Source organism: Streptomyces sp. NPDC046977 (assembly GCF_040644455.1).
In the GTDB taxonomy this organism is placed as follows: domain Bacteria; phylum Actinomycetota; class Actinomycetes; order Streptomycetales; family Streptomycetaceae; genus Actinacidiphila.
Map to the genome: position 1 here is coordinate 196,417 of NZ_JBEYWO010000015.1, position 26,550 is coordinate 222,966.

General features: G+C 73.4%; 2 protein-coding genes (1 of these 2 only partly in view). Both read left to right on the forward strand.

All coding sequences use genetic code 11. The annotated features are described in order from the left end of the window. Nucleotides 1-9,497, forward strand: partial view of an SDR family NAD(P)-dependent oxidoreductase gene (locus ABZ883_RS22800; protein ID WP_360908798.1) — the 3' end only. 18,061 nt of this gene lie to the left of the window's left edge; the window shows 9,497 of its 27,558 coding nt (coding positions 18,062-27,558); its start codon lies beyond the left edge, outside the window; it ends in the stop codon at nucleotides 9,495-9,497. A gap of 65 nt (nucleotides 9,498-9,562) precedes the next feature. Then, entirely contained in the window at nucleotides 9,563-26,407 is a 16,845-nt protein-coding gene (locus tag ABZ883_RS22805; protein WP_360908800.1) for a type I polyketide synthase, read from the forward strand. Nucleotides 26,408-26,550: the final 143 nt, after the last annotated feature.

Sequence of the window (26,550 nt, forward strand, 5' to 3'; positions counted from 1 at the left end):
CGATGCGCCACGGCGTGCTGCCGCGGACCCTGCATGTGGACGAGCCGACCCCGCACGTCGACTGGTCCGAAGGCGCGGTCTCCCTCCTGACCGACTCGGTTCCGTGGCCCGAGACGGGCCGCCCGCGGCGCGCCGGCATCTCGTCCTTCGGTATCAGCGGCACCAACGCCCACACGATCATCGAGCAGGCCCCCGACGACCTCGCCCCGATCACGAAGGCAAGGCCGACTCCCGCCGCTCCGGCAACCACCGTACTGCCCTACGTGCTGTCGGCGAAGACCGAGGACGCCGTGCGCGACCAGGCGGCCCGCCTGCGTACGCACCTCCTCGAAGAGGCCCCGGAGATCGGCACCGCCGATGTGGCCTACTCGCTGGCCACCAAACGCGCCGCATTCCAGCAGCGTGCGGCGGTCGTGGCGGCGGACCGGGACGAGCTGCTGCGCGGCCTGGCCGCCCTCGCCGAGGGACAGGGTGCCGCGGGCCTGGTGCGGGGTTCGTCCCCGACCACGGGCAAGCTCGCGTTCCTGTTCACGGGGCAGGGCAGCCAGCGGCTCGGGATGGGGCGTGAGTTGTACGACGCCTATCCGGTGTTCGCGGAGGCGCTGGATGCGGTGCGTGAGCGGCTGGGTCTGGATGTGCTGTTCGGGGACGACGCCGAGGCCTTGGACCGTACGGAGTCCGCGCAGCCGGCGCTGTTCGCGGTCGAGGTCGCTCTCTTCCGGCTGCTGGAGTCCTGGGGTGTGAAGCCGGACTTCGTGTCCGGCCACTCCATCGGCGAGATCGCCGCCGCCCACGTTGCCGGGGTGCTGTCGCTGGAGGACGCGTGCACGCTGGTCGAGGCGCGTGGGCGGTTGATGCAGGCGCTTCCGGCCGGTGGCGTGATGATCGCGGTGCAGGCGTCGGAGGACGAGGTCCTGCCGTTGCTGAACGACCGCGTGAGCATCGCCGCGGTCAACGGCCCTCAGGCGGTGGTGATCGCGGGTGACGAGGACGCTGCGACGGCGATCGTGGAGTCCTTCGGTGACCGCAAGTCGAAGCGCCTGACGGTCAGTCACGCCTTCCACTCCCCGCACATGGACGGGATGCTGGACGCGTTCCGCGAGGTTGTTGCCGGGCTGTCGTTCGGCGCCCCGCGTATCGCGGTCGTCTCGAACCTGACCGGTGCCGTCGTCACCGACGAGATGTCCTCGCCCGACTTCTGGGTCCGGCACGTCCGCGAGGCTGTCCGCTTCCTCGACGGCGTCCGCGCTCTGGAGGCCGCGGGCGTCACCACCTATCTCGAACTCGGCCCCGACGGCGTCCTGTCGGCCATGGCCCAGGACTGCCTGACCGAGGACGGGGCGACCTTCGCCCCGGCACTGCGCGGCGGCCGACCCGAGGTCGGCACCCTGACCGCTGCTCTGGCCCAGGCCTACACCGCCGGAGTCACCGTGGACTGGGAGGCGTACTTCGCGCCGACCGGCAGTCGGCAGGTCGAACTGCCCACCTACGCCTTCCAGCGCGAGTGGTTCTGGCTCGAGTCGGGCGGCGCACAGGCCGGCCGCGGCGATGCCACAGGATTCGGTCTCGGTGTGGCGGATCACCCGTTGCTGGGTGCGGCGGTCGAGCTGCCGGATTCGGACGGGGTCGTCTTCACCGGGCGTCTGTCGCTGACGACGCATCCGTGGCTTGCGGATCACGCGGTCATGGGCTCGGTGTTGCTGCCGGGTACTGCCTTCGTCGAGTTGGCGGTGCGTGCGGGTGAGCTGGTCGGGTGTGAGGTCCTGGAGGATCTGACGCTTGAGGCGCCGTTGGTGCTGCCGGAGCACGGTGGAGTGCAGCTGCGGCTGTCGGTGGGTGCCGAGGACGGTGAGGGCCGTCGTGCGCTGGTGCTGCATTCGCGGTTCGAGGGCGCGGCGGAGGATGCGTCGTGGGTGCGGCATGCCGCTGGTGTGCTGGCCGGGCGAGGTGCGGTGCCGGGCTTCGATCTGGCGGTGTGGCCGCCGGTCGGGGCCGAGCCGGTCGCGATTGACGGCTTGTACGAGGGTCTGGCGGATGCGGGCTTCGGATATGGGCCGGTGTTCCGCGGTCTGCGGTCGGTGTGGCGTCTCGGTGAGGACGTGTTCGCCGAGGTGCGGCTGCCGGAGTCGGTGGAGGCCGAGGCGGCTGCCTTCGGAGTGCATCCGGCGCTGCTGGACGCGGCGCTGCACGCGTTGGGTGTGAGCGGCACCGACAGCGCGGACGGTGAGGCGAAGCTGCCGTTCTCCTGGCAGGGCGTGACCGTCCACGCCGTCGGCGCGTCCGAGGTACGGGTGCGGCTGTCGCGTACGGGCCGCGATGTCGTGGCGCTGGAGCTGGCGGACGCCGAGGGCGTTCCGGTGGCGTCCGTGGCCGGTCTTGTGCTGCGGGCGTTCTCGCCGGAGCAGTTCGCCGGGCCGGGTGCCGGTCAAAGTGACCAGCTGTTCCGCGTCGAGTGGTCGCCGGTGCAGGCCGGCGGTTCGGTCGGCGACTGGACGCTGGCGAGTGCCGGACTCCAGACCTTCGATGCTGAGGGCGGCGCGGTTCCGGCGGTGCTGGTCGTGCCGTGTGTGGTCGACGAGTCGGTGCCGGACGTGGCCGGTGTGGTGCATGCGGAGACCGGGCGGGTGCTCGCGCTGGTGCAGGAGTGGCTGGGCGATGAGCGGTTCGCCGACTCGCGTCTGGTGTTCCTGACCCGGGGCGCGGTGGCCGCTGCACCCGGCGACGAGGTCGCGGATCTGGTGCACGCCCCGGTGTGGGGCTTGGTCCGTTCGGCGCAGTCGGAGAACCCGGGCCGTTTCGGTCTGGTCGACCTCGACGGTGAGATCGCCCCGGAGACCGTGGCGGTGGCGTTGGCCACCGGTGAGCCGGAGATCGCGGTCCGGGCCGGGGAGTTCCTGGCGCCGCGTCTGACGCGGGCCGTCGCGGATCCCGACGTCGAACTCCCGGTGCTCGATGGCACGGTGTTGGTGACGGGTGCCAGTGGTGCGCTGGGCGGCCTGTTCGCCCGCCATCTGGTGTCCGAGTACGGGGTGCGGGATCTGCTGCTGGTGAGCCGCCGGGGTGAGGACGCTCCGGGTGCTGCGGAGCTGACGGCGGAGCTCACGGATCTGGGTGCGTCGGTGGCCTGGGCGGCGTGCGACGTGGCCGACCGGGACGCACTGGCCGGGCTGCTGGCGGAGCGTCCGCTGACAGCGGTGGTGCACACCGCCGGTGTCCTGGACGACGGCGTCATCGCGTCCCTGGACCAGGAGCGTCTGTCGGCGGTCCTGCGTCCGAAGGTCGACGCGGCGTGGAACCTCCACCAGCTCACGCAGGACATGGACCTGGCGGCGTTCGTGCTGTTCTCCTCCGCTGCCGGTGTCTTCGGTGGCGCGGGTCAGGCGAACTACGCGGCCGCCAACGTCTTCCTGGACGCCCTCGCCGCGCACCGCCGGGCGCAGGGCCTGGCCGCGACCTCACTGGCCTGGGGCCTGTGGGACGGCGGCATGGCCGGCGAGGTGGCGCGTTCCGGTCGGGGCGGCGTGGACGCCCTGACGGAGGACGAGGGCCTCGCGCTCTTCGACACCGCCAACGCCACTCAGGCCCCGGTCCTCGTGCCCATGAAGCTCGACCTGGCCGCGCTCCGCGCTCAAGCGGGCAGTGGGATGCTGCCGCCGCTGCTGAGCGGCCTGGTCCGCGTTCCCACTCGCCGTGCCGCGAAGGCCGGTTCGGCCGCGGCGGGCAAGCTCGCCCGGCAGCTCGCAACGCTGCCCCAGGACGAGCGGGCCGAGGCCGTACTCGATGTGGTGCGGGGTGAGGTGGCGGGTGTTCTGGGCCATGGTTCGGTCGACCAGGTGCCTGCGGACCGTGCGTTCAAGGAGTTGGGCTTCGACTCGCTGACCGCGGTCGAGCTGCGGAACCGGTTGGGTTCTGTGGCGGGTGTGCGGCTGCCGGCGACGCTGGTCTTCGACTACCCGACGGCCGGGGCCCTCGCGGAGTTCTTGCTGGGCGAGGTTCTGGGTCTGGTGGAGCCGGCCGGTGCCGCGTTGGTGCCGGTGCGGGCCGGGACGCTGGACGACGAGCCGATCGCGATCGTGGGCATGAGCTGTCGCTATCCGGGTGGGGTGGAGACCCCCGAGGATCTCTGGCGCTTGGTGCTGGGTGGCGGCGATGCGATCTCGCCGTTCCCGCAGGGTCGTGGCTGGGATCTGGACGCGCTGTTCGACCCGGACCCGGACGGCCGGGGGACGAGCTACACGCAGTCGGGTGGCTTCCTGCACGACGCGGGTCGGTTCGACCCCGCGTTCTTCGGGATCTCGCCGCGTGAGGCGGTGGCGATGGATCCGCAGCAGCGGCTGCTGCTGGAGACCTCGTGGGAGGCGTTCGAGCGGGCGGGCATCGACCCGGCCGCGATGCGCGGCAGCCACACGGGCGTCTTCGCCGGTGTGATGTACCACGACTACTCGAGTCGTCTGACGGCTGTTCCCGAGGGCGTCGAGGGATATCTCGGCACCGGCAATTCCGGGAGCATCGCGTCGGGCCGTGTGTCCTACGCGTTCGGCCTGGAGGGTCCGGCGGTCACGGTCGACACCGCGTGCTCGTCGTCGCTGGTGGCACTGCACTGGGCGATCCAGGCGCTGCGCAACGGCGAGTGCACGATGGCACTGGCCGGTGGTGTGACCGTCATGGCGTCGCCCGGCACCTTCACCGAGTTCAGCCGCCAGCGTGGCCTGGCCCCCGACGGCCGGATCAAGTCCTTCGCTGCCGCTGCCGACGGCACCAGCTGGGCCGAAGGCGCGGGCATGCTGCTCGTCGAGCGGCTGTCCGACGCCCGCCGCAACGGCCACCCGGTCCTCGCGGTGGTCCGCGGCTCGGCGATCAACCAGGACGGTGCCAGCAACGGCCTCACCGCCCCCAACGGTCCCTCCCAGCAGCGTGTGATCCGGCAGGCCCTGGCCAATGCCCGGCTCACCGCCGCCGAGATCGACGCGGTCGAGGCGCACGGTACGGGCACGACGCTGGGCGACCCGATCGAGGCCCAGGCCCTCCTGGCCACCTACGGTCAGGAGCACGGCGACGAGCAGCCGCTGTGGCTGGGCTCGGTCAAGTCCAACATCGGCCACACCCAAGCCGCGGCAGGCGTGGCGGGCATCATCAAGATGATCATGGCGATGCGCCACGGCGTGCTGCCGCGGACGCTGCACGTGGACGAGCCGACTCCGCACGTGGACTGGTCCGAGGGCGCGGTCTCGCTGCTGACCGAGCAGACGGACTGGCCGGAGACCGGCCGCCCGCGCCGCGCCGGCATCTCGTCGTTCGGCATCAGCGGCACCAACGCCCACACGATCATCGAGCAGGCCCCCGACGACCTCGCCCCGCGCCAGAGCGTCGCCCAGGCTCCCGCCGAGGACGACGGTTCCGTCCGCGCGTACGTGCTGTCGGCCAAGACCCCGGACGGCCTCCGCGACCAGGCGGCCCGACTGCGGGCCCACCTCGAAGAGGCACCTGGCCTCGCCGCCGCCGATGTGGCGTACACCCTCGCCACCCGGCGCGCCGCCTTCGAGCACCGTGCGGTCGTTGTCGCCCCCGGCCGGGACGAGCTGCTGCGCGGCCTGGCGGCCGTGGAGGCCGACGGCCCGGCGGCCTCGGTGGTGCGGGGCACGGCAGGCGCCGGAAAGCTCGCCTTCCTCTTCACCGGGCAGGGCAGCCAGCGACTCGGCATGGGCCGGGAGCTGTACGACACCTACCCGGTGTTCGCCGGCGCGCTCGACGCGGTCTGCGCGCACCTCGATGTGCCGCTGAAGGACGTCCTGTTCGGCGACGACAGCGACCTGCTGAACGAGACCGCGAACACGCAGCCGGCCCTCTTCGCCGTCGAAGTGGCGCTCTTCCGACTGGTCGAGTCGTGGGGCGTGAAGCCGGACTACCTCTCCGGTCACTCCATCGGCGAGATCGCCGCCGCCCACGTCGCCGGGGTGCTGTCCCTGGCGGACGCCAGCACGCTGGTCGAGGCGCGCGGACGGCTGATGCAGGCACTGCCCACGGGCGGTGTGATGATCGCCCTCGAAGCGGCCGAGGACGAAGTCCTGCCGCTGCTGAACGAGCGGGTGAGCATCGCCGCCGTCAACGGGCCGCGCTCGGTGGTCATCGCCGGTGACGAGGACGCCGCGGTCGCCATCGCCGCGGAGTTCCCGGACCGCAAGTCGAAGCGGCTGACGGTCAGCCACGCCTTCCACTCCCCGCACATGGACCCCATGCTCGCGGACTTCCGCAAGGTCGCCGAGGGCCTGTCCTACGCCTCGCCCCGCATCCCCCTCGTCTCCAACCTCACCGGCGCCCTGGTCACCGACGAGGTGACGTCGCCCGACTTCTGGGTGCGGCACGTCCGTGAGGCCGTCCGCTTCCTCGACGGCGTCCGGGCCCTGGAGACGGCGGGCGTCACCACGTATCTCGAACTCGGCCCCGACGGCGTCCTCTCCGCCATGGCCCAGGACTGCCTGACCGCCGAAGGCGCCGCCTTCGCCCCGGCCCTGCGCGGCGGCCGGCCCGAGGCCGAGACCGTCACCACCGCACTCGCCCAGGCCCACGCCACGGGAGTGACCGTGGACTGGGAGGCGTACTTCGCGCGGACCGGTGGCCGGCAGGTCGAACTGCCCACCTACGCCTTCCAGCGCGAGTGGTACTGGCTGGAGTCGGGCGGCCACTTCATCGGCGACGTCACCTCGGCCGGACTCGGCGCGGCGGACCACCCGCTGCTCGGCGCGGCGGTCGAGCTGCCGGACTCGGACGGGGTCCTCTTCACCGGGCGCCTGTCGCTGACCACGCACCCGTGGCTCGCGGACCACGCCGTCATGGGCTCGGTGCTCCTGCCGGGCACCGCCTTCGTCGAACTGGCGCTGCGCGCCGGCGAGCAGGTCGGCAGCGAGGTCCTGGACGACCTGACGCTGGAGGCGCCGCTGGTGCTGCCGGAGTCGGGCGGTGTGCAGCTGCGGCTCTCCGTCGCCGGCGCGGACGACGACGGCCGCCGGGCCGTGGCGCTCCACTCGCGCGGCGAGAACGCACCCGCCGACGAGCCGTGGACGCGGCACGCGGGCGGTGTGCTCGCCCCCGCGGCGGCGGTCCCGGCCCCCGCTTCCGACCTGGCGGCCTGGCCGCCGCCGGGTGCGGAGCCGATCGCCATCGACGGGCTGTACGACGGCATGGCAGCCGCCGGATTCGACTACGGCCCGGTCTTCCAGGGCCTGCGCGCGGCCTGGCGACTTGGTGACGAGGTCTTCGCCGAGGTGGGCCTCGACGAGGACGCGGCCGCGACGGCGGAGTGGTTCGGGCTGCACCCGGCCCTCCTCGACGCCACCCTCCACGCCGCCGGCCTCGGCGGACTCGTGGAGGACACCGGGCAGGGACGTCTGCCGTTCGCGTGGGGCGGAGTGCGCCTGCACGCCACCGGCGCGGCGGCGGTACGCGTCCGGCTGGCCCCGGCCGGCCGCGACACGGTGTCCCTGCACCTGGCCGACGCGACCGGGGCGCCCGTCGCCTCGGTGGAGTCGCTCGTGCTGCGGGCCGTCTCGCCCGAGCAGATCGGTGCCGCGGCGCGCGGCGGGCGCATGGAGTCGCTGTTCGAGGTCGACTGGACGGCGCTGCACCTCGCCCCGGTGCCGGCCGCCCAGCAGCGCCCCATGGCACTGCTGATGGCCGACGGTTCCGGCCACGCGGGTCTCGACGCCGCGGGCGTCCGCTACGAGATGTGCGCGGGTCTGACCGCCCTCGCCGGCGACGGCGAGGCCCTGCCGGAGGTCGTCGTGGTGCCGCTGGCCGGTGCCGCGTCCGACGACCTGCCGGGTGCGGCGCACGCCGGGACCGGACGGGTGCTCGCACTGCTGCAGGAGTGGCTCGGCGACGAGCGGTTCGCCGATTCACGCCTGGCCTTCCTGACGCGGGGCGCGGTGGCGTCCGTCCCGGACGAGGAGGTCGCGGACCTGGCGCATGCCCCGGTGTGGGGCCTGGTGCGGTCGGCGCAGTCGGAGAACCCGGGCCGCTTCCTCCTGATCGACACCGACGACGCAGAAGCCTCCTACCAGGTGCTGCCCGCCGTGCTCGCCGCGGGCGAGCCGGAGGCCGCCGTGCGGGACGGCGCGGTCCGCGTGCCGCGCCTCGTCCGCGCGGTCGTGGCACCGGACGCCGAGCCGCTCGCCCTGGACGGCACGGTGCTGGTGACGGGTGCCAGTGGTGCGCTGGGCAGCCTGTTCGCCCGCCATCTGGTGACCGAGTACGGCGTACGGGACCTGCTCCTGGTCAGCCGCCGCGGCGAGGACGCCCCCGGTGCCGGGGACCTGACCGCCGAACTGGCGGGTCTGGGTGCGTCGGTGGCGTGGGCGGCGTGCGACGTGGCCGACCGCGATGCGCTGTCCGGGGTGCTGGCGGAGCGTCCGCTGTCGGCGGTGGTGCACACCGCCGGTGTCCTGGACGACGGCGTGATCGCGTCCCTTGACCAGGAGCGCCTGTCGAGGGTCCTGCGTCCGAAGGTGGACGCGGCGTGGAACCTCCACGAACTCACGCAGGACATGGACCTGGCGGCCTTCGTCCTCTTCTCCTCCGCCGCCGGTGTCTTCGGCGGCGCGGGTCAGGCGAACTACGCCGCCGCCAACTCCTTCCTCGACGCACTCGCCGCGCACCGCAGGGCGCAGGGCCTCGCGGCCACGTCACTGGCGTGGGGCCTGTGGGACGGCGGCATGGCAGGCGAGCTGGAGGCCGGCGAGGTGTCCCGCCTCGGACGCGGTGGCGTCAATGCCCTGTCCGAGCAGGAGGGCCTGGCCCTCTTCGACAGCGCCGCCGCCTCAACGACCGCGGCCCTCGTACCCGTCAAACTCGACCTGACCGCCCTGCGCGCCCAGGTCACCGGCGGAGGCATGCTGCCGCCGCTGCTCAGCGGTCTGGTCCGCGTCCCCAACCGGCGCGCGGCGGGTGCCGCCGACGGAGGTGCGCAGGGAGGCGCCGCCCTGCGGGAGCGCCTGGCCGGACTGTCGAAGGAGGGACGCGAGGAGGCGCTGCTGGAGCTGGTCCGCGGTCACGTCGCGGGCGTGCTCGGCTTCGCCGGTCCCGAAGCGGTCGACGGCGCACGGTCGTTCAGCGACGTCGGCTTCGACTCCCTCACCGCGGTCGAACTCCGCAACCGCCTGGGCGCGGCAACGGGAGTGCGGCTGCCGGCCACGCTCGTCTTCGACTACCCGACCCCGAACGCCATCGTGGAATTCCTGCGCGACGAGCTCTGGCAGGGCGGCGCCGCGGCGGTTCCCCCGCTGCTCGCCGAACTGGACCGCCTGGAGCGGACGCTCGTCGAAGCCGTGCCGGACGACGACGGCCGGAACCGGATCACCGAGCGACTGCAGGCCCTGCTGGCGGCGTGGAGCGCGGCAGGTGAGACCGAGGGCTCCGACGGCGCCGACGTGGCCGAAGTGCTGGAGACCGCCACCGATGACGACCTCTTCGACTTCATCGGCAAGGAATTCGGGATCTCCTGACGCGACGGTCCGGCCCGCCCTTCCCACGACTCCGCCTTTCTGACTTCCGTACGAGGGATGCAAGCATGAACGAGGAAAAGCTTCGGTACTTCCTGAAGCGCGTGACGGCAGATCTCCACGAGACCCGTCGCCGGCTTCAAGAGGTCGAGTCGGCGGAGGCGGAGCCGATCGCGATCGTCGGCATGAGCTGCCGCTACCCGGGCGGCGTCGAGTCGCCCGAGGACCTGTGGCGGCTCGTGTCGGAGGGGGCCGACGCCATCTCCCCGTTCCCCACCGACCGGGGCTGGGACATGGAGCGGCTGTTCGACGCCGACCCCGACGGGCAGGGCACGAGCTACGTGCAGCAGGGCGGCTTCCTGCACGACGCCAACTGGTTCGACCCCGCGTTCTTCGGGATATCGCCGCGCGAGGCACTGGCCATGGACCCGCAGCAGCGGCTCCTGCTGGAGACCTCGTGGGAGGTGTTCGAGCGCGCCGGCATCGACCCGGCCTCGCTGCGCGGCAGCCGGACCGGTGTCTTCGCGGGCGTCATGTACCACGACTACGCGGCGCGCCTGCGGTCCATCCCCGAGGAGGCCGAGGGCTACCTCGTCACCGGCGCCTCCAGCAGCGTCGCCTCGGGCCGCGTGTCGTACACCTTCGGCCTGGAGGGGCCGGCCCTCACCGTCGACACGGCCTGCTCGTCCTCCCTCGTCACCCTGCACCTCGCCATGCAGTCGCTCCGCAAGGGCGAGTGCTCGCTCGCCCTCGCCGGCGGCGCCACCGTCATGGCCACGCCGGGCACCTTCACCGAGTTCAGCCGGCAGCGCGGCCTGTCCTTCGACGGCCGCTGCAAGTCCTTCGCCGACGCGGCCGACGGCACCGGCTGGGCCGAGGGCGCGGGCATGCTCCTGGTCGAGCGCCTGTCGGACGCGCGGCGCAACGGCCACCCCGTGCTCGCCGTGGTCCGCGGCTCCGCCGTCAACCAGGACGGCGCGAGCAACGGCCTCACCGCCCCCAACGGCCCGTCCCAGCAGCGCGTGATCCGCGCCGCCCTGGCCGACGCGCGCCTCACGCCCTCCGATGTCGACGCCGTCGAGGCACACGGCACCGGCACGACGCTGGGCGACCCCATCGAGGCGCAGGCCCTGCTGGCCACCTACGGCAAGGAGCACAGCGACGACCAGCCGCTGTGGCTCGGCTCGATCAAGTCGAACATCGGCCACACGCAGGCCGCCGCCGGCGTCGCCGGCATCATCAAGATGGTCATGGCGATCCGCCACGGCAGGCTCCCCAGGACCCTGCACGTGGACACGCCCTCGTCCAACGTGGACTGGTCGGCCGGCGCGGTCTCCCTGTTGACGGAGGGTCAGGCCTGGCCGGAGACCGGTCGCGCGCGCCGGGCCGCCGTCTCCTCGTTCGGTGTCAGCGGCACCAACGCGCACATCATCATCGAGGAGGCGACTGCCCCCGCTCCTGCGGAGGCCGAGACCCACGCCGAGACCGACGCCGAGGTCGCGGAGACCGCCGACGAGGCGGCGACCGCGGAGCCGGAGCAGCCTCCCGTCCTGATCGCGTCGAGCCTTTCGGACGTCCTGCCCTGGACGCTGACCGCCAAGAGCGAGAACGCGCTGCGCGGCCAGGCCGAACGTCTCCTCGCCCACCTGGAGGCCCATCCCGGCCTGCGCCCCGCCGACGTGGGCCACTCCCTGGCCACCACCCGCGCCGCACACGCACGGCGCGCGGTCCTGGTCGGCCGCGAGCGTGCCGACTACGTACGGGCCCTCACCGCTATGGCCGCGGGCGAGCCGTCGTCCCACGTCGTCCAGGGGTCGACCCACAGCGGCAAGACGGTGTTCGTGTTCCCGGGCCAGGGCTCGCAGTGGGTCGGTATGGCGGCGGAGTTGCTGGATTCCTCGCCGGTGTTCGCGGAGCGGCTGGGGGAGTGTGCGCGGGCGCTGGAGCCGTTCACCGATTGGTCGCTGGTGGATGTGCTGCGCGGTGCGGAGGGCGCTCCTTCGCTGGAGCGCGTGGATGTGGTGCAGCCCGCGTTGTTCGCGGTGATGGTGTCGCTGGCGGAGGTGTGGAAGGCCGCGGGGGTGCGTCCGGCTGCGGTGATCGGTCACTCGCAGGGCGAGATCGCGGCCGCGTGTGTGGCGGGGATCTTGTCGCTGGAGGATGCGGCCCGTGTCGTGGCTCTGCGCAGTCAGGCGATCGGCCGGGTGCTCGCGGGTCTGGGTGGCATGGTGTCGGTGGCGCTGCCGGCCGCGCAGGTGCGCGAGCGGATCGCTGCGTGGGGCGAGGACCGGATCTCCGTTGCCGCGGTGAACGGCCCCTCCTCGGTCGTGGTCTCCGGCGAAGTAGAGGCCCTGGACGAGCTGTTGGCCTCCTGCGAGGCGGACGGGGTGCGGGCGCGGCGGATCGCGGTCGACTACGCGTCGCATTCGGCGCAGGTCGACCTCCTCGAAGAAGAACTCGGGAAGCTTCTGGCGCCGATCACCCCGGGTGAGGCGCAGGTGCCGTTCCTGTCGACGGTGACCGGCGAGTGGATGACCGGACCCGAGCTGGACGGCGGTTACTGGTTCCGCAACCTGCGCCAGACCGTCGAGCTGGAGCAGGCGGTCCGAACCCTGCTGGAGCAGGGCTTCGGGGTGTTCATCGAGTCCAGCCCCCACCCGGTGCTGACGGTCGGGCTGCAGGAGACCGTCGAGGACGCCGGCCGCGAGGCCGCGGTCCTCGGCTCGCTGCGCCGCAACGAAGGCGGCTTGGAGCGGTTCTGGCTCTCCCTGGGTGAGGCCTACGTCCACGGCGCGTCCGTGGACTGGCAGGCCGTGTTCGCCGCGACCGGCGCACAGCGCGTGGACCTCCCCACCTACGCCTTTGAACGCGAGCATTACTGGCTCGACGCCGGAACCATCGGCTGGGACGTGACCTCGGCCGGCTTCCGCTCCGCCGATCACCCGCTGCTGGCGACCTCCGTGGCGCTCGCCGACGCCGAGGGCCTGCTCCTCACCGGCCGGCTGTCGCTCGACACGCACCCGTGGCTCGCCGACCACGCCGTCTCCGGCACGGTGCTGCTCCCCGGTACGGCCTTCGTCGAACTGGCCGTCCGCGCCGGCGACCAGGTCGGCTGCGGCCTGGTCGAGGACCTGACCCTGGAAGCCCCGCTGGTGCTCCCCGAAGAGGGCGCCGTCGAGTTGCAGATCAGCGTCGGCGCGCCCGACGAGTCGGGACGCCGCCCGGTCGCCTTCCACTCCCGTGCGGACCGTGCCGGGGACGACGAGCCGTGGGTGCGGCACGCGACCGCGGTCCTGGCGGACAGGGCGGAGGAGCCGGCGTTCGACCTGGCGGCGTGGCCGCCGCCCGGCGCCGAGCCGGTCGCGATCGACGGACTGTACGAGGCGCTGGCCGTGGCCGGGTTCGAGTACGGCCCGCTCTTCCAGGGACTGCGAGGGGTCTGGCGCGAGGGCGAGGACGTCTTCGCCGAGGTGAACCTCGGGGACGAGACCGAGCCGGGCGCCGAACAGTTCGCCCTCCACCCGGCCCTCCTGGACGGCGCGTTGCACGCCATCGGTGTCGGTGGCCTCGTCGACGACACCCGGCAGGGGCGTCTGCCGTTCGCGTGGTCGGGTGTGTCCGTGCACGCCGTCGGCGCGTCCGAGCTGAGGGTGCGGCTCTCGCGCGCGGGCCGCGACGCGGTGGCGTTGCAGGTGGCGGACGCCGAGGGCGCGCCGGTGGCGTCCGTGCGCAGTCTCGCGCTGAGGACGTTCTCGCCGGAGCAGTTCGCCGGACCGGGCGGCCGTCAGGGTGACGCGCTCTTCCAGGTCCAGTGGACGACCGTCCCGTCCGGCGGTTCCGCGGCCGCCGCCGAGGAGTGGACGACGCTCGGCGGCCCCGAGTCGGCGTACGCCGACCTGGCGGCGCTGGGCGCGGCGCTCACCGAGGGCGACGCCGTCCCCTCGGTGGTGGTCGTACCGTGCGTGAAGGACGACGCCGTACGGGACCTGCCCGACGCGGTGCACGCCGAGACCGGGCGGGCCCTGGGCCTGGTGCAGGAGTGGCTGGCCGACGGGCGGTTCGCCGGCTCGCGCCTGGTGTTCCTGACCCGGGGCGCGATGGCCGTGCTTCCGGACGAGGACGTGACGGACCTGGTGCACGCCCCGGTGTGGGGCCTGGTGCGGGCGGCGCAGTCGGAGAACCCGGGGCGCTTCGGTCTGGTCGACCTCGACGGCGAGGGCGACGCCGAAGCGGACGCGCGGGCGCTGTCGTCGGCCCTCGCCTCCGGTGAGCCGGAGATTGCCGTCCGGGCCGGGGAGTTCCTGGCGCCGCGCCTGGCGCGGGCCGTCGCGGATCCCGACGCCGAACCTCCGGTCCTCGAGGGCACGGTGCTGGTGACGGGCGCGAGCGGCCTGCTGGGCGGGATGTTCGCGCGTCACCTGGTGACTGAGTACGGCGTGCGCAGCCTCCTGCTGGTCAGCCGTCGCGGCGAGGACGCCCCGGGTGCTGAGGACCTGACCGCTGAACTGGCGGGTCTGGGTGCGTCGGTGGTGTGGGCGGCGTGCGATGTGGCCGACCGGGACGGGCTGTCCGCGGTGCTGGAGGCGATTCCGGCGGAGGTGCCGCTGTCGGCGGTGGTGCACACCGCGGGTGTGCTGGACGACGGCGTGATCGCCTCCCTGGACCAGGAGCGCCTGTCGTCGGTGCTGCGTCCGAAGGTGGACGCGGCGTGGAACCTCCACGAGCTCACGCGGGACATAGACCTGGCGGCCTTCGTGCTGTTCTCCTCCGCCGCCGGTGTCTTCGGTGGCGCCGGTCAGGCGAACTACGCGGCGGCGAACGTCTTCCTCGACACGCTGGCCGCGCACCGCAGGGCGCAGGGTCTGGCGGCGACGTCGCTGGCGTGGGGCCTGTGGGACGGCGGCCTGGCGAGCGACCTGGACGCCGATGACGTCTCGCGCCTGGGACGCGGCGGTGTGAATGCCCTCTCGGAGCAGGAGGGCCTGGCGCTCTTCGACACCGCCACGGCTTCCGGCACCGCGCTGTTCGTGCCCGTGAAGCTCGACCTTGGCGCCCTGCGTGCCCAGGTCGCCGGTGGCGGGATGCTGCCGCCGTTGCTCAGCGGTCTGGTCCGCGTTCCCAACCGGCGCGCCGCCCGCGCTGCTTCGGCCTCCGCGGGCAAGCTCGCCCGGCAGCTGGCCGCCCTGCCCGTGGCCGAGCGTGAGGCGTCCGTACTGGAACTCGTCCGCACCCAGGTCGCCTCGGTGCTCGGGTTCGACGGGCCGGACGCGGTCGACCCGGCGCGCGCGTTCAGCGAGGTCGGCTTCGACTCGCTGACCGCCGTCGAGCTGCGCAACCGGCTCGGCACCGCGACCGGTGTGCGGCTGCCCGCCACCCTCGTTTTCGACTACCCGACGCCCACCGTCCTGGCCCGGTACCTCACTGCCGAACTGCTCGGCGCACAGGAAGCGGCTGCTCAGACCAGGGTCGCGGTCCGTGACGACGAGCCGATCGCGATCGTGGCGATGGCCTGCCGCTTCCCCGGCGGGGTCAGCTCTCCCGAGGGCCTGTGGGACCTGGTCTCGCAGGGGCGGGACGCCATCTCCGAGATGCCGGACGACCGCGGCTGGGACATCGCCGAGCTGTTCGACCCGGACTCCGACCGTCCGGGCACGACCTACAGCATGAACGGCGCGTTCCTGTACGACGCGCACCACTTCGACCCGACGTTCTTCGGTATGTCGCCGCGAGAGGCGCTCGCGACCGACCCGCAGCAGCGGCTGCTGCTGGAGACGTCGTGGGAGGCGTTCGAGCGGGCCGGCATCGACCCGGCGACGGTGCGCGGCAGCCGTACGGGCGTCTTCGCGGGCGTGATGTACAACGACTACGGCACTCTGCTCCACCGCGCACCGGAAGGCCTCGAAGGCTACATCGGCACGTCGAGTTCGGGCAGCGTCGCCTCCGGTCGCGTGTCCTACACCTTCGGCCTGGAGGGCCCTGCCGTCACCGTCGACACCGCGTGCTCCTCCTCGCTGGTGTCACTGCACCTTGCCGCTCAGGCGCTGCGCAACGGCGAGTGCGATCTCGCGCTGGCCGGCGGCGTGACCGTGATGGCGACGCCGGGCACCTTTGTGGCGTTCAGCATTCAGCGCGGACTGTCCGCCGACGGGCGCTGCAAGCCGTTCGCGGCTGCCGCCGACGGCACGGGCTGGGGTGAGGGCGTCGGCATGCTGCTCGTGGAGCGGCTGTCGGACGCCCGCCGCAACGGCCACCCGGTGCTGGCGCTGCTCCGCGGCTCGGCAGTGAACCAGGACGGTGCGAGCAACGGCCTGACGGCGCCGAACGGCCCGTCCCAGCAGCGCGTGATCCGTGCCGCGCTCGCGAGTGCGAGCCTGTCGGCGGCCGAGATCGACGTGGTCGAGGCGCACGGCACCGGCACGACGCTCGGCGACCCGATCGAGGCGCAGGCGCTGCTGGCGACGTACGGCCAGGAGCACAGCGACGAGCAGCCGCTCTGGCTCGGCTCGGTGAAGTCCAACTTCGGCCACACGCAGGCCGCCGCCGGCGTCGCCGGCGTGATCAAGATGGTGATGGCCCTGCGGCACGGGGTGCTGCCGCAGACCCTCCACGTGGACGAGCCCAGCCCGCACGTGGACTGGTCCGAGGGCGCGGTCTCGCTGCTGACCGAGCGCATGGACTGGCCGGAGACGGGACGACCCCGTCGCGCCGCCGTGTCGTCGTTCGGCATCAGCGGCACCAACGCCCACACGATCATCGAGCAGGCCCCCGACGGCCTCGCGCCGGCCGTCGGCGCGGCGGAGCCGGCGCCCGCGGAGGACGCCGGGCCGGCCCTGCCGTATGTGCTGTCGGCGAAGTCCGCGGAAGCGCTGCGCGACCAGGCGTCCCGTCTGCGCGATTCCGGGCTCGCCGGTGCCGACGTGGCCTACACGCTCGCCACGAAGCGCGCGGCTTTCGAGTACCGCGCGGTGGTCGTGGCCTCGGGCCGGGACGATCTGCTGCGAGGCCTGTCCGCTGTCGAGGGCGACGGCCCGGCGGCGTCGGTGACGCGCGGAACGGTGAACGCCGGAAAGCTCGCTTTCCTCTTCACGGGGCAGGGCAGTCAGCGGCTGGGGATGGGGCGTGAGCTGTACGCGGCCTACCCCGTGTTCGCGCAGGCGCTGGACGCGGTGTGCGCGCACCTCGACATCCCGCTGAAGGATGTGCTGTTCGGCGACGACGCGGAGGCCTTGGACCGGACGGAGTTCACGCAGCCGGCGCTGTTCGCGGTGGAAGTGGCCCTGTTCCGGCTGCTGGAGAGCTGGGGCGTGAAGCCGGACTTCGTGTCCGGCCACTCCATCGGTGAGATCGCCGCTGCCCACGTCGCCGGGGTGTTCTCGCTGGAGGACGCGTGCACGCTGGTCGAGGCTCGTGGTCGGCTGATGCAGGCGCTGCCCACGGGCGGTGTGATGATCGCGCTGCAGACTTCGGAGGACGAGGTTCTGCCGTTGCTGAACGACCGCGTGAGCATCGCGGCCGTCAACGGCCCGCAGGCGGTGGTGATCGCGGGTGACGAGGATGCCGCGACGGCGATCGTGGAGGCTTTCCCGGACCGGAAGTCCAAGCGCCTGACGGTCAGCCACGCCTTCCACTCGCCCCACATGGACGGCATGCTGGCGGAATTCCGCGAGGTGGTGTCGGGGCTCTCCTTTGTAGCCCCGCGCATCCCGGTGGTCTCGAACCTCACCGGTGCGGTTGTCACCGACGAGATGGCCTCGGCCGACTTCTGGGTGCGGCATGTCCGTGAGGCGGTCCGCTTCCTGGACGGTGTCCGTGCCCTGGAGGCCGCGGGCGTCACCACGTACCTCGAAATCGGCCCGGACGGTGTGCTGTCGGCGATGTCGCAGGAGTGCCTGACCGCTGAGGGTGCCGCCTTCGCCCCCGCCCTGCGCTCCTCCCGCCCCGAGGCGGAGACGGTGACCGGTGCCCTCGGCCTCGTGCACGTGCGCGGTGGCAAGGTGGACTGGGAGGCGTACTTCGCCGGGACCGGCGCCCGCCTTGCGGACGTCCCGACGTACGCCTTCCAGCAGGAGCGGTACTGGATCGACGTGCCGGTCGCGCAGGTCGGCGACGTGGCGTCGGCCGGCCTCGGGCGGGCGGAGCACCCGCTGCTCGGAGCGGCGGTCGAACTCCCCGACTCCGAAGGGCTGTTGTTCACCGCTCGCCTCTCGCTCGACTCCCACCCGTGGCTGGCCGACCACGCTGTCTCCGGCGCGGTGCTGCTGCCGGGGACCGCGTTCGTCGAACTGGCTCTGCACGCCGGTCAGCGGGCCGGTACCGAGCTGCTGGAGGAGCTGACGCTGGAGGCGCCGCTCGTTCTGCCCGAACGCGGCGCGCTCCAACTGCAGATCAGCGTCGGAGCAACCGACGAGTCGGGCCGACGGCCGGTCGCCTTCCACTCCCGCGCCGATCGCGCGGTGGACGAGGTGTCGTGGGTGCGGCACGCGACCGGCCTGCTCGCGGAGCGGACGGCGGAGCCGGCGTTCGACCTGGCGGCGTGGCCGCCGCCCGGCGCGGAGCCGGTCGCGATCGACGGACTGTACGAGGCCCTGGCGATGGCCGGGTTCGCGTACGGATCGGTCTTCCAGGGGCTGCGCTCGGTGTGGCGCCGTGGCGAGGACGTGTTCGCCGAGGTCGGACTCGGTGACGAGACCGTTCCCGGGGCCGAGCAGTTCGGGCTCCACCCCGCGCTGCTGGACGCGGCCCTGCACGCCATCACCGTCGGCGGTCTCGTCGAGGACACCGGGCAGGGACGACTGCCGTTCTCCTGGTCGGGCGTGGCCGTGCACGCGGTGGGCGCGTCCGAGGTCCGGGTGCGGTTGTCGCCGGCGGGCCGGGATGTGGTGGCGCTGGAGCTGGCGGACGCCGAGGGCGAGCCGGTGGCGTCGGTGCGGGGTCTGGCGTTGCGGGCCTTCTCGCCGGAGCAGTTCGCGGGGCCGGGTGCCGGGAGCGGCGATGCTCTGTTCGAGGTCCGCTGGTCACCTGTTTCCGGTGGCGGCGCGGCGGTCGAGGACTGGATGCTGCTGGGCGCCGGTTCTCAGGTGTTCGCGGATCTCGCGGCGCTGGGCGCGGTGGCCGCGGAGGGCGGGACCGTCCCCGCGGTCATGGTCGTGCCGTGTGTGCCGGACGAGCCGGTTCAGGACGTCGCGGACGCCGTGCACGCGGAGACCGGGCGCGTGCTGGACCTGGTGCGGGAGTGGCTGGGCGACGAGCGGTTCGCCGACTCGCGTCTCGTGTTCCTGACGCGGGGTGCGGCGGCTGCTGTGCCGGGTGACGGGGTCGCGGATCTGGTGCACGCGTCGGTGTGGGGTCTGATCCGTTCGGCGCAGTCGGAGAACCCGGGCCGGTTCGGTCTGGTCGACCTCGACGGTGAGATCGCCCCGGAGATCGTGGCAGCGGCGTTGGCCACCGGTGAGCCCGAAGTCGCCGTCCGGGACGGGGAGTTCCTGGCGCCGCGTCTGGCGCGGGCCGTCGCGGATCCCGACGTCGAACTCCCGGTCCTTGAGGGCACGGTGTTGGTGACGGGTGCCAGTGGTGCGCTGGGCGGGCTGTTCGCGCGTCATCTGGTGTCTGAGTACGGGGTGCGGGATCTGCTGCTGGTCAGCCGTCGCGGCGGGGACGCCCCGGGCGCGGCGGCCCTGTCCGCTGAACTGACGGAGCTGGGTGCGTCGGTGGTGTGGGCGGCGTGCGATGTGGCCGACCGGGACGCCCTGGCCGGGCTACTGGCGGAGCGTCCGCTGTCGGCGGTGGTGCACACCGCGGGTGTGCTGGACGACGGCGTGATCGCGTCTCTGGACCAGGAGCGTCTGTCGTCGGTGCTGCGTCCGAAGGTGGACGCGGCGTGGAACCTGCACGAGCTCACGCAGGACATGGACCTGGCGGCCTTCGTCCTGTTCTCCTCCGCCGCCGGTGTCTTCGGTGGCGCGGGTCAGGCGAACTACGCGGCCGCCAACGTCTTCCTCGACGCTCTCGCCGCTCACCGCCGGGCGCAGGGCCTAGCCGCGACCTCACTGGCCTGGGGTCTGTGGGACGGCGGTATGGCCGGCGAGCTCGCCGCCGGTGAGGTGTCCCGCCTCGGACGAGGCGGCGTCAACGCTCTGTCCGAGCAGGAGGGCCTGGCGCTCTTCGACACCGCCGCCGCCTCCGGCACCGCGCTGTTCGTGCCGATGAAGCTGGACCTTGGCGCCCTGCGTGCCCAGGTCGCCGGTGGCGGGATGCTGCCGCCGCTGCTCAGCGGTCTGGTCCGGGTCCCCAACCGGCGTGCCGCCCGGGCCGCTTCGGCCTCCGCGGGCAAGCTCGCCCGGCAGCTGGCCGCCCTGCCCGAGAGCGAGCGGGCCGACGCCGTGCTCGACCTCGTCCGCGCCCAGGTCGCGGCGGTGCTCGGGTTCGACGGGCCGGAGGCGGTCGTACCGGCGCGCGCGTTCAGTGAGGTCGGCTTCGACTCGCTGACGGCCGTCGAGCTGCGCAACCGGCTCGGCACCGCGACCGGTGTGCGGCTGCCCGCCACCCTCGTCTTCGACTACCCGACCCCCGCGGTCCTGGCCGACTACCTGCACTCCGAGCTGCTGGGCGGACAGCAGGCGATCGACGCGCCCGTGACGGTCGCCGTCCGCGACGACGAGCCGATCGCGATCGTGGCGATGGCCTGCCGCTTCCCCGGCGGTGTCCGCACTCCCGAGGACCTGTGGGAGCTGGTCTCGGAGGGCCGGGACGCCATCTCCGAGATGCCGGACGACCGCGGCTGGAACATGGCCGAGCTGTTCGACCCGGACTCCGACCGCCCGGGCACGAGTTACAGCATGAACGGTGGATTCCTCCACGACGCCCACCACTTCGACCCGACGTTCTTCGGGATGTCGCCGCGTGAGGCCCTGGCCACCGACCCGCAGCAGCGCCTGCTGCTGGACACGTCGTGGGAGGCGTTCGAGCGGGCGGGCATCGACCCGGCCTCGGTGAGAGGCAGCCGTACGGGTGTCTTCGCGGGCGTGATGTACAACGACTACGGCACTCTGCTCCACCGCGCTCCGGAAGGCCTCGAGGGCTACATGGGCACCGCCAGTTCCGGCAGCGTCGTCTCCGGTCGCGTGTCCTACACCTTCGGCCTGGAGGGCCCTGCCGTCACGGTCGACACAGCCTGCTCGTCCTCCCTCGTCACGCTCCACCTCGCCGCTCAGGCGCTGCGCAACGGCGAGTGCGATCTGGCGCTGGCCGGCGGTGTCACGGTGATGGCGACGCCGGGCACGTTCGTCGCGTTCAGCATTCAGCGCGGACTGTCCGCCGACGGCCGGTGCAAGCCGTTCGCCGCCGCGGCCGACGGCACCGCGTGGGGCGAGGGTGTCGGCATGCTGCTCGTGGAGCGGCTGTCGGACGCCCGCCGCAACGGCCACCCGGTGCTGGCGCTGCTGCGCGGCTCCGCCATCAACCAGGACGGCGCGAGCAACGGCCTCACCGCCCCGAACGGCCCGTCCCAGCAGCGCGTGATCCGGCAGGCCCTGGCCAATGCCCGGCTCACCGCCGCCGACGTGGATGTCGTGGAGGCGCACGGCACCGGAACCAGGCTCGGCGACCCGATCGAGGCGCAGGCGCTGCTGGCGACGTACGGCCAGGAGCACAGCGACGAGCAGCCGCTCTGGCTCGGCTCGGTGAAGTCCAACTTCGGTCACACGCAGGCCGCCGCCGGTGTCGCCGGCATCATGAAGATGATCCTGGCGATGCGGCACGGTGTGCTGCCCAGGACGCTGCACGTGGACGAGCCCAGCCCGCACGTGGACTGGTCCGAGGGCGCGGTCTCGCTGCTGACCGAGCCGAGGGACTGGCCGGAGACCGGACGCCCGCGCCGTGCCGGTATCTCGTCGTTCGGCATCAGCGGCACCAACGCCCACACGATCATCGAGCAGGCCCCCGACGACCCCGCTCAGCTGAGGAGGAACGCGACGCCGCCCGCCGGCGAGCGCGCCCTGCCCGTGCGGCCCCACGTGCTCTCCGCGAAGTCCGCGGAAGCGCTGCGCGACCAGGCGTCCCGTCTGCGGACGCACTTGGAGAGCGTCGCGGGCGGGGACGACCTCGCCGTCGCCTACACGCTCGCCACCAAGCGCGCGGTCTTTGAGCACCGTGCGGTGGTTGTGGCCTCCGACCGGGACGAGCTGCTGCGCGGCTTGTCCGCTGTGGAGGCGGATGGCCCGGCGGCGTCGGTGACGCGCGGAACGGTGAACGCCGGAAAGCTCGCCTTCCTCTTCACGGGGCAGGGCAGTCAGCGCCTGGGGATGGGGCGGGAGCTGTACGACGCCTACCCCGTGTTCGCGGACGCGCTGGACGCGGTCTGCGCGCACCTCGACATCCCGCTGAAGCAGGTGCTGTTCGGCGCCGACGTCGACGCGCTGAACGAGACCGCCTACACGCAGCCGGCACTGTTCGCGGTGGAGGTGGCCCTGTTCCGGCTGCTGGAGAGCTGGGGTGTGAAGCCGTACTTCCTGTCCGGCCACTCCATCGGCGAGATCGCCGCCGCCCACGTCGCCGGGGTGTTCTCGCTTGAGGACGCGTGTGCGCTGGTCGAAGCTCGTGGTCGGCTGATGCAGGCGCTGCCCAGGGGCGGCGTGATGATCGCGTTGCAGGCTTCGGAGGACGAGGTCCTGCCGCTGCTGAACGACCGCGTCAGCATCGCCGCTGTCAACGGCCCGCAGTCGGTCGTCATCGCCGGTGACGAGGACGCGGCAACGGCGATCGTGGAGGCTTTCCCGGACCGCAAGTCCAAGCGCCTGACGGTCAGCCACGCCTTCCACTCGCCGCACATGGACGGCATGCTCGACGCCTTCCGCGAGGTCGCCGCGGGCCTGGCCTACGCCGCCCCGCGCATCCCCGTCGTCTCCAACCTCACCGGCACCGTCGTCAGCGACGAGATGTCCTCGCCCGACTTCTGGGTGCGGCACGTCCGTGAGGCGGTCCGCTTCCTCGACGGCATCCGTGCCCTGGAGGCCGCGGGCGTCACCACGTACCTCGAACTCGGCCCGGACGGTGTGCTGTCGGCGATGGCGCAGGAGTGCCTGACGGCCGAAGGCGCCGCCTTCGCCCCCGCCCTGCGCTCCTCCCGCCCCGAGGCGGAGACGGTGACCGGTGCCCTCGGCCTCGTGCACGTGCGCGGTGGCAAGGTGGACTGGGAGGCGTACTTCGCCGGGACCGGCGCGCGCCTGGCAAACCTGCCCACGTACGCGTTCCAGCAGGAGCGGTACTGGATCGACGTGCCGGTCGCGCAGGTCGGCGACGTGGCGTCGGCCGGTCTCGGCCGGGCCGAGCACCCTCTGCTCGGAGCGGCCGTCGAACTCCCCGACTCCGAAGGACTGCTGTTCACCGGCCGCCTCTCGCTCGACTCCCACCCGTGGCTGGCCGACCACGCCGTCTCGGGCGCGGTGCTGCTGCCGGGGACCGCGTTCGTCGAACTGGCCCTGCACGCCGGCCAGCGGGCCGGCACCGAGCTGCTGGAGGAACTCACCCTGGAGGCGCCGCTCGTCCTGCCCGAACGCGGCGCGCTCCAGCTGCGGTTGTCGCTGGCCGAGCCGGACGCGAACGGGCGGCGCGCGCTGCACGTGCACTCGCGCCCCGAGGCCGCGAGCGGCGAGAGCGGCCTGGACGTGCCGTGGACGCGGCACGCGAGCGGACTGCTCGGCCCGGTGGCCGCGACGACCCCGCCGCCGGCGCTGGACGCGGCGGTCTGGCCCCCGGCCGGGGCGGAACCGCTGGACGTGACGGGCCTGTACGACGGCTTCGCCGCAGTCGGCTTCGCGTACGGCCCGGCGTTCCGCAACCTGCGGGCGGCCTGGCGCCGCGGTGACGAGCTCTTCGCCGAACTGCTGCTGCCCGACGAGGCCTTGGCCCAGGCCGGGCAGTTCGGGGTCCACCCCGCGCTGCTGGACGCGGGCCTCCACGGCATCGTGCTCGGCTCCTTCCTCGTCGCCGGCGACGAGCAGCCGGGCGAGGACGGCCCCCGCATGCGTCTGCCCTTCTCCTTCGGCGGTGTCGGCCTGCACGCCGTCGGCGCCGGCGCGCTGCGGGTGCGCCTGGCCCCCGCGGGCTCCGGCGCGGTCTCGCTCGCGGCGTTCGACGAGCGCGGCGAACCGGTCGTGTCGGTCGAGTCGCTGCTGCTGAGGGAAGTGAACCCCGCCGGACTGCGGGCGGCCGCCCCCGCGTTCCACGAGTCGCTGTTCCGGCTGGAGTGGCCCGCCGTGGCTGCCGGTGGCACCGCCCCGGAGACCGGCAGCTGGGCCGTGGTCGGCACCGACCCGCTCGGCCTCGAGGCCGAGCTGCGGGCAACGGGCGCCGCGGTCGAGGTGTACGCGGACCTCGACGCACTGGCCGGTGTGGTGGCGGCGGGCAAGCCGTCGCCGGACACCGTGCTGGTCTCGTTCGTCTCGTCCGTCTCGGCAGGCGCCGGGAGCGCGGCGCAGGTCGCGGAGGAGGCCCGGCACGCGGCGCACTCCGCGCTCGCGCTCGCGCAGGCGTGGTCGGCCGAGGAGTCGCTCGCCGCTTCACGGCTCGCGTTCGTGACACGCGGCGCCGTCGAGGCCTGGCCCGGCGAGGGCGTACGCGACGTGGCCCACGCGGCGGTGTGGGGCCTGGTGCGCTCGGCGCAGTCCGAGAACCCCGGCCGCCTCCTGCTGCTCGACCTCGACGCGCAGGACGACGGCGGCGACGCCCCGGCGAAGCTCGGCCCGCTCCTGGCGGCCGCCGCTGCCGCGCAGTCGGCCGGGGAGCAGCAACTCGCCCTCCGCGGGGGAACGCTGCACGCCGCACGGCTGGCCAGGGTCCCCGCGGCGCGCCCCGACGCGACCGAACTCGCCGAACTCGCCGAACTGACCGAGGACACACAGGTCCCCGCCCTCGACCCGAAGGGCACCGTCCTCATCACCGGAGGCACCGGCGTGCTGGGCGCCCTCCTGGCCCGGCACCTGGTCACGGAACAGGGCGTGGGGCACCTCGTGCTCACCAGCAGGCGCGGCCCCGACGCCGACGGAGCCGCGGAACTCGTCGCGGACCTCACCGCGCTCGGCGCCGAGGCGACCGTCGTCGCCTGCGACGCGTCCGACCGGGAAGCGCTGGCGGCGCTGCTCGCGGCCATCCCCGCCGAGCACCCGCTCACCGCGGTCGTCCACGCGGCCGGCCGCCTCGACGACGGACTCGTTCCGTCGCTGACGCCCGAGCGGATCGACACCGTCCTGCGTCCGAAGGTGGACGCGGCGCTGCACCTGCACGAGCTGACGCGGGACGCCGACCTCGCCGCCTTCGTGCTGTTCTCGTCGGTGGCCGGCACGCTCGGCAACCCCGGGCAGGCCAACTACGCGGCGGCGAACGCCTGTCTCGACGCTCTCGCCCAGCACCGGCGAGCGGCGGGGCTGCCCGCCGTGTCTCTGGCATGGGGACTGTGGGAGACGCCCAGCGGGATGACCGGCGAGCTCACGGCCGCCGACATGCAGCGCCTGGCGCGCGCCGGACTGTCCCCGCTGACCTCCGCGCAGGGCCTGGCCCTGTTCGACACGGCCTGTGCCCTGACCACCGCCGAGAACAGCGTCCTGGTCGCCATGCATCTGGACACCGCACCGCTGCGGGCCCGGGCGGAGACCGGTGCCCTTCCGGCGGTCTTCCGCGGGCTGGTGCGCGGTGGGCCCCGCAGGGCCGCCGGGCACAGTGCCGGTGAGGCGGCGGCATCGGCGGCCGCCCGACGGCTCGCGGAGCTGCCGGGGCTGTCCGAGGAGGAGCAGGAGCGGGTGCTGCTCGACGTCGTGCGCGCACAGGTCGCGGCCGTGCTCGCCTACCCCTCGCCCGACGCGGTGGGGGAGACCCAGGAGTTCCTGGAGCTCGGTCTGGACTCGCTGACCGCCGTGGAGCTGCGCAACCAGCTCAACGCGGCGACGGGCCTGCGGCTGCCTCCCACCCTGCTCTTCGACTACCCGACCCCCATCCTGGTCGCCGGGCTGCTGCGTGCCGAACTCGCCGGGGCCTCCGGCGGCGCGCAGTCGCCCGCGGGAGACACGGGCGAGGCGGGGAACGCCGCGGACGAGGGCTCCGGAGTGTTCGGCGCGATGCTCCAGGAGGCCGGCGCACAGGGCACCTCGGGCCAGTTCATGGAAATGCTGATGCAGGCCTCGCGGTTCCGGCCCTCGTTCGCCTCTCCGGCCGAACTGCGCAAGGCACCCGCCTTCGTGCGGCTGTCCCGGGGCGAGACGGGGCCCGGAGTGGTCTGCTTCCCCTCGATCCTGTCGATCTCGGGCCCGCACCAGTACGCCCGGTTCGCCTCCGGGTTCCGGGGCCACCGGGACGTGTGGGCGCTCGGCGTGCCGGGCTTCCTGCGCGGTGAGCAGCTGCCGACGTCCGTGGAGGCCGTGATCGAGGCGCAGGCGGAGGCCGTACTGCGCAACACCGGCGGCGCGCCGTTCGTGCTGCTCGGCCACTCGTCGGGCGGCATGCTCGCGCACGCGGTCGCCGAGCGGCTGGAGAGCGAGGGAACCCGTCCCGCGGCCGTGGTGCTGATCGACATCTACTCGCACGACGACGACGCGCTCGTGGGCCTGCAGCCCGGTCTCGGCCAGGGCATCGCAGAGCGCCAGGACACCTATGTGCCGGTCGACGACACCCGACTGCTGGCCATGGGCGCCTACTTCCGGCTCTTCGCGGGCTGGAAGCCGACGGCGGTGACGTCGCCGACGCTGCTGGTGCGGGCCGGGGAGCGGTTCTTCGACTGGTTCCGGCCCACGGACGGCGACTGGCGTTCGTACTGGGACCTGGAGCACACCGCCGTCGACGTGGAGGGCGACCACTTCACCATGATGGAGCAGCACGTGGCGACGACCACGCGGGCCGTGGAGGAGTGGCTGACCGAAAACCTCTGACGGGCAACTCCCGGCCTGAGGGCCGAACGGCGGAGGGCCGGGCCCCCCCCCCCCCGGGGGGGGCCCCCCCCCCCCCGGGCGGGCCCCGGGCCCCCCCCGCCCCCCCCCCCCCCCCGGGGGGGGGGGTGGGGGGCGCCCCCCCC

Coding starts and splice junctions, on each gene's coding strand:
- ABZ883_RS22805 (WP_360908800.1), top strand. CDS start 9,563: ATGAACGAGGAAAAGCTTCGGTACTTCCTGAAGCGCGTGACGGCAGAT.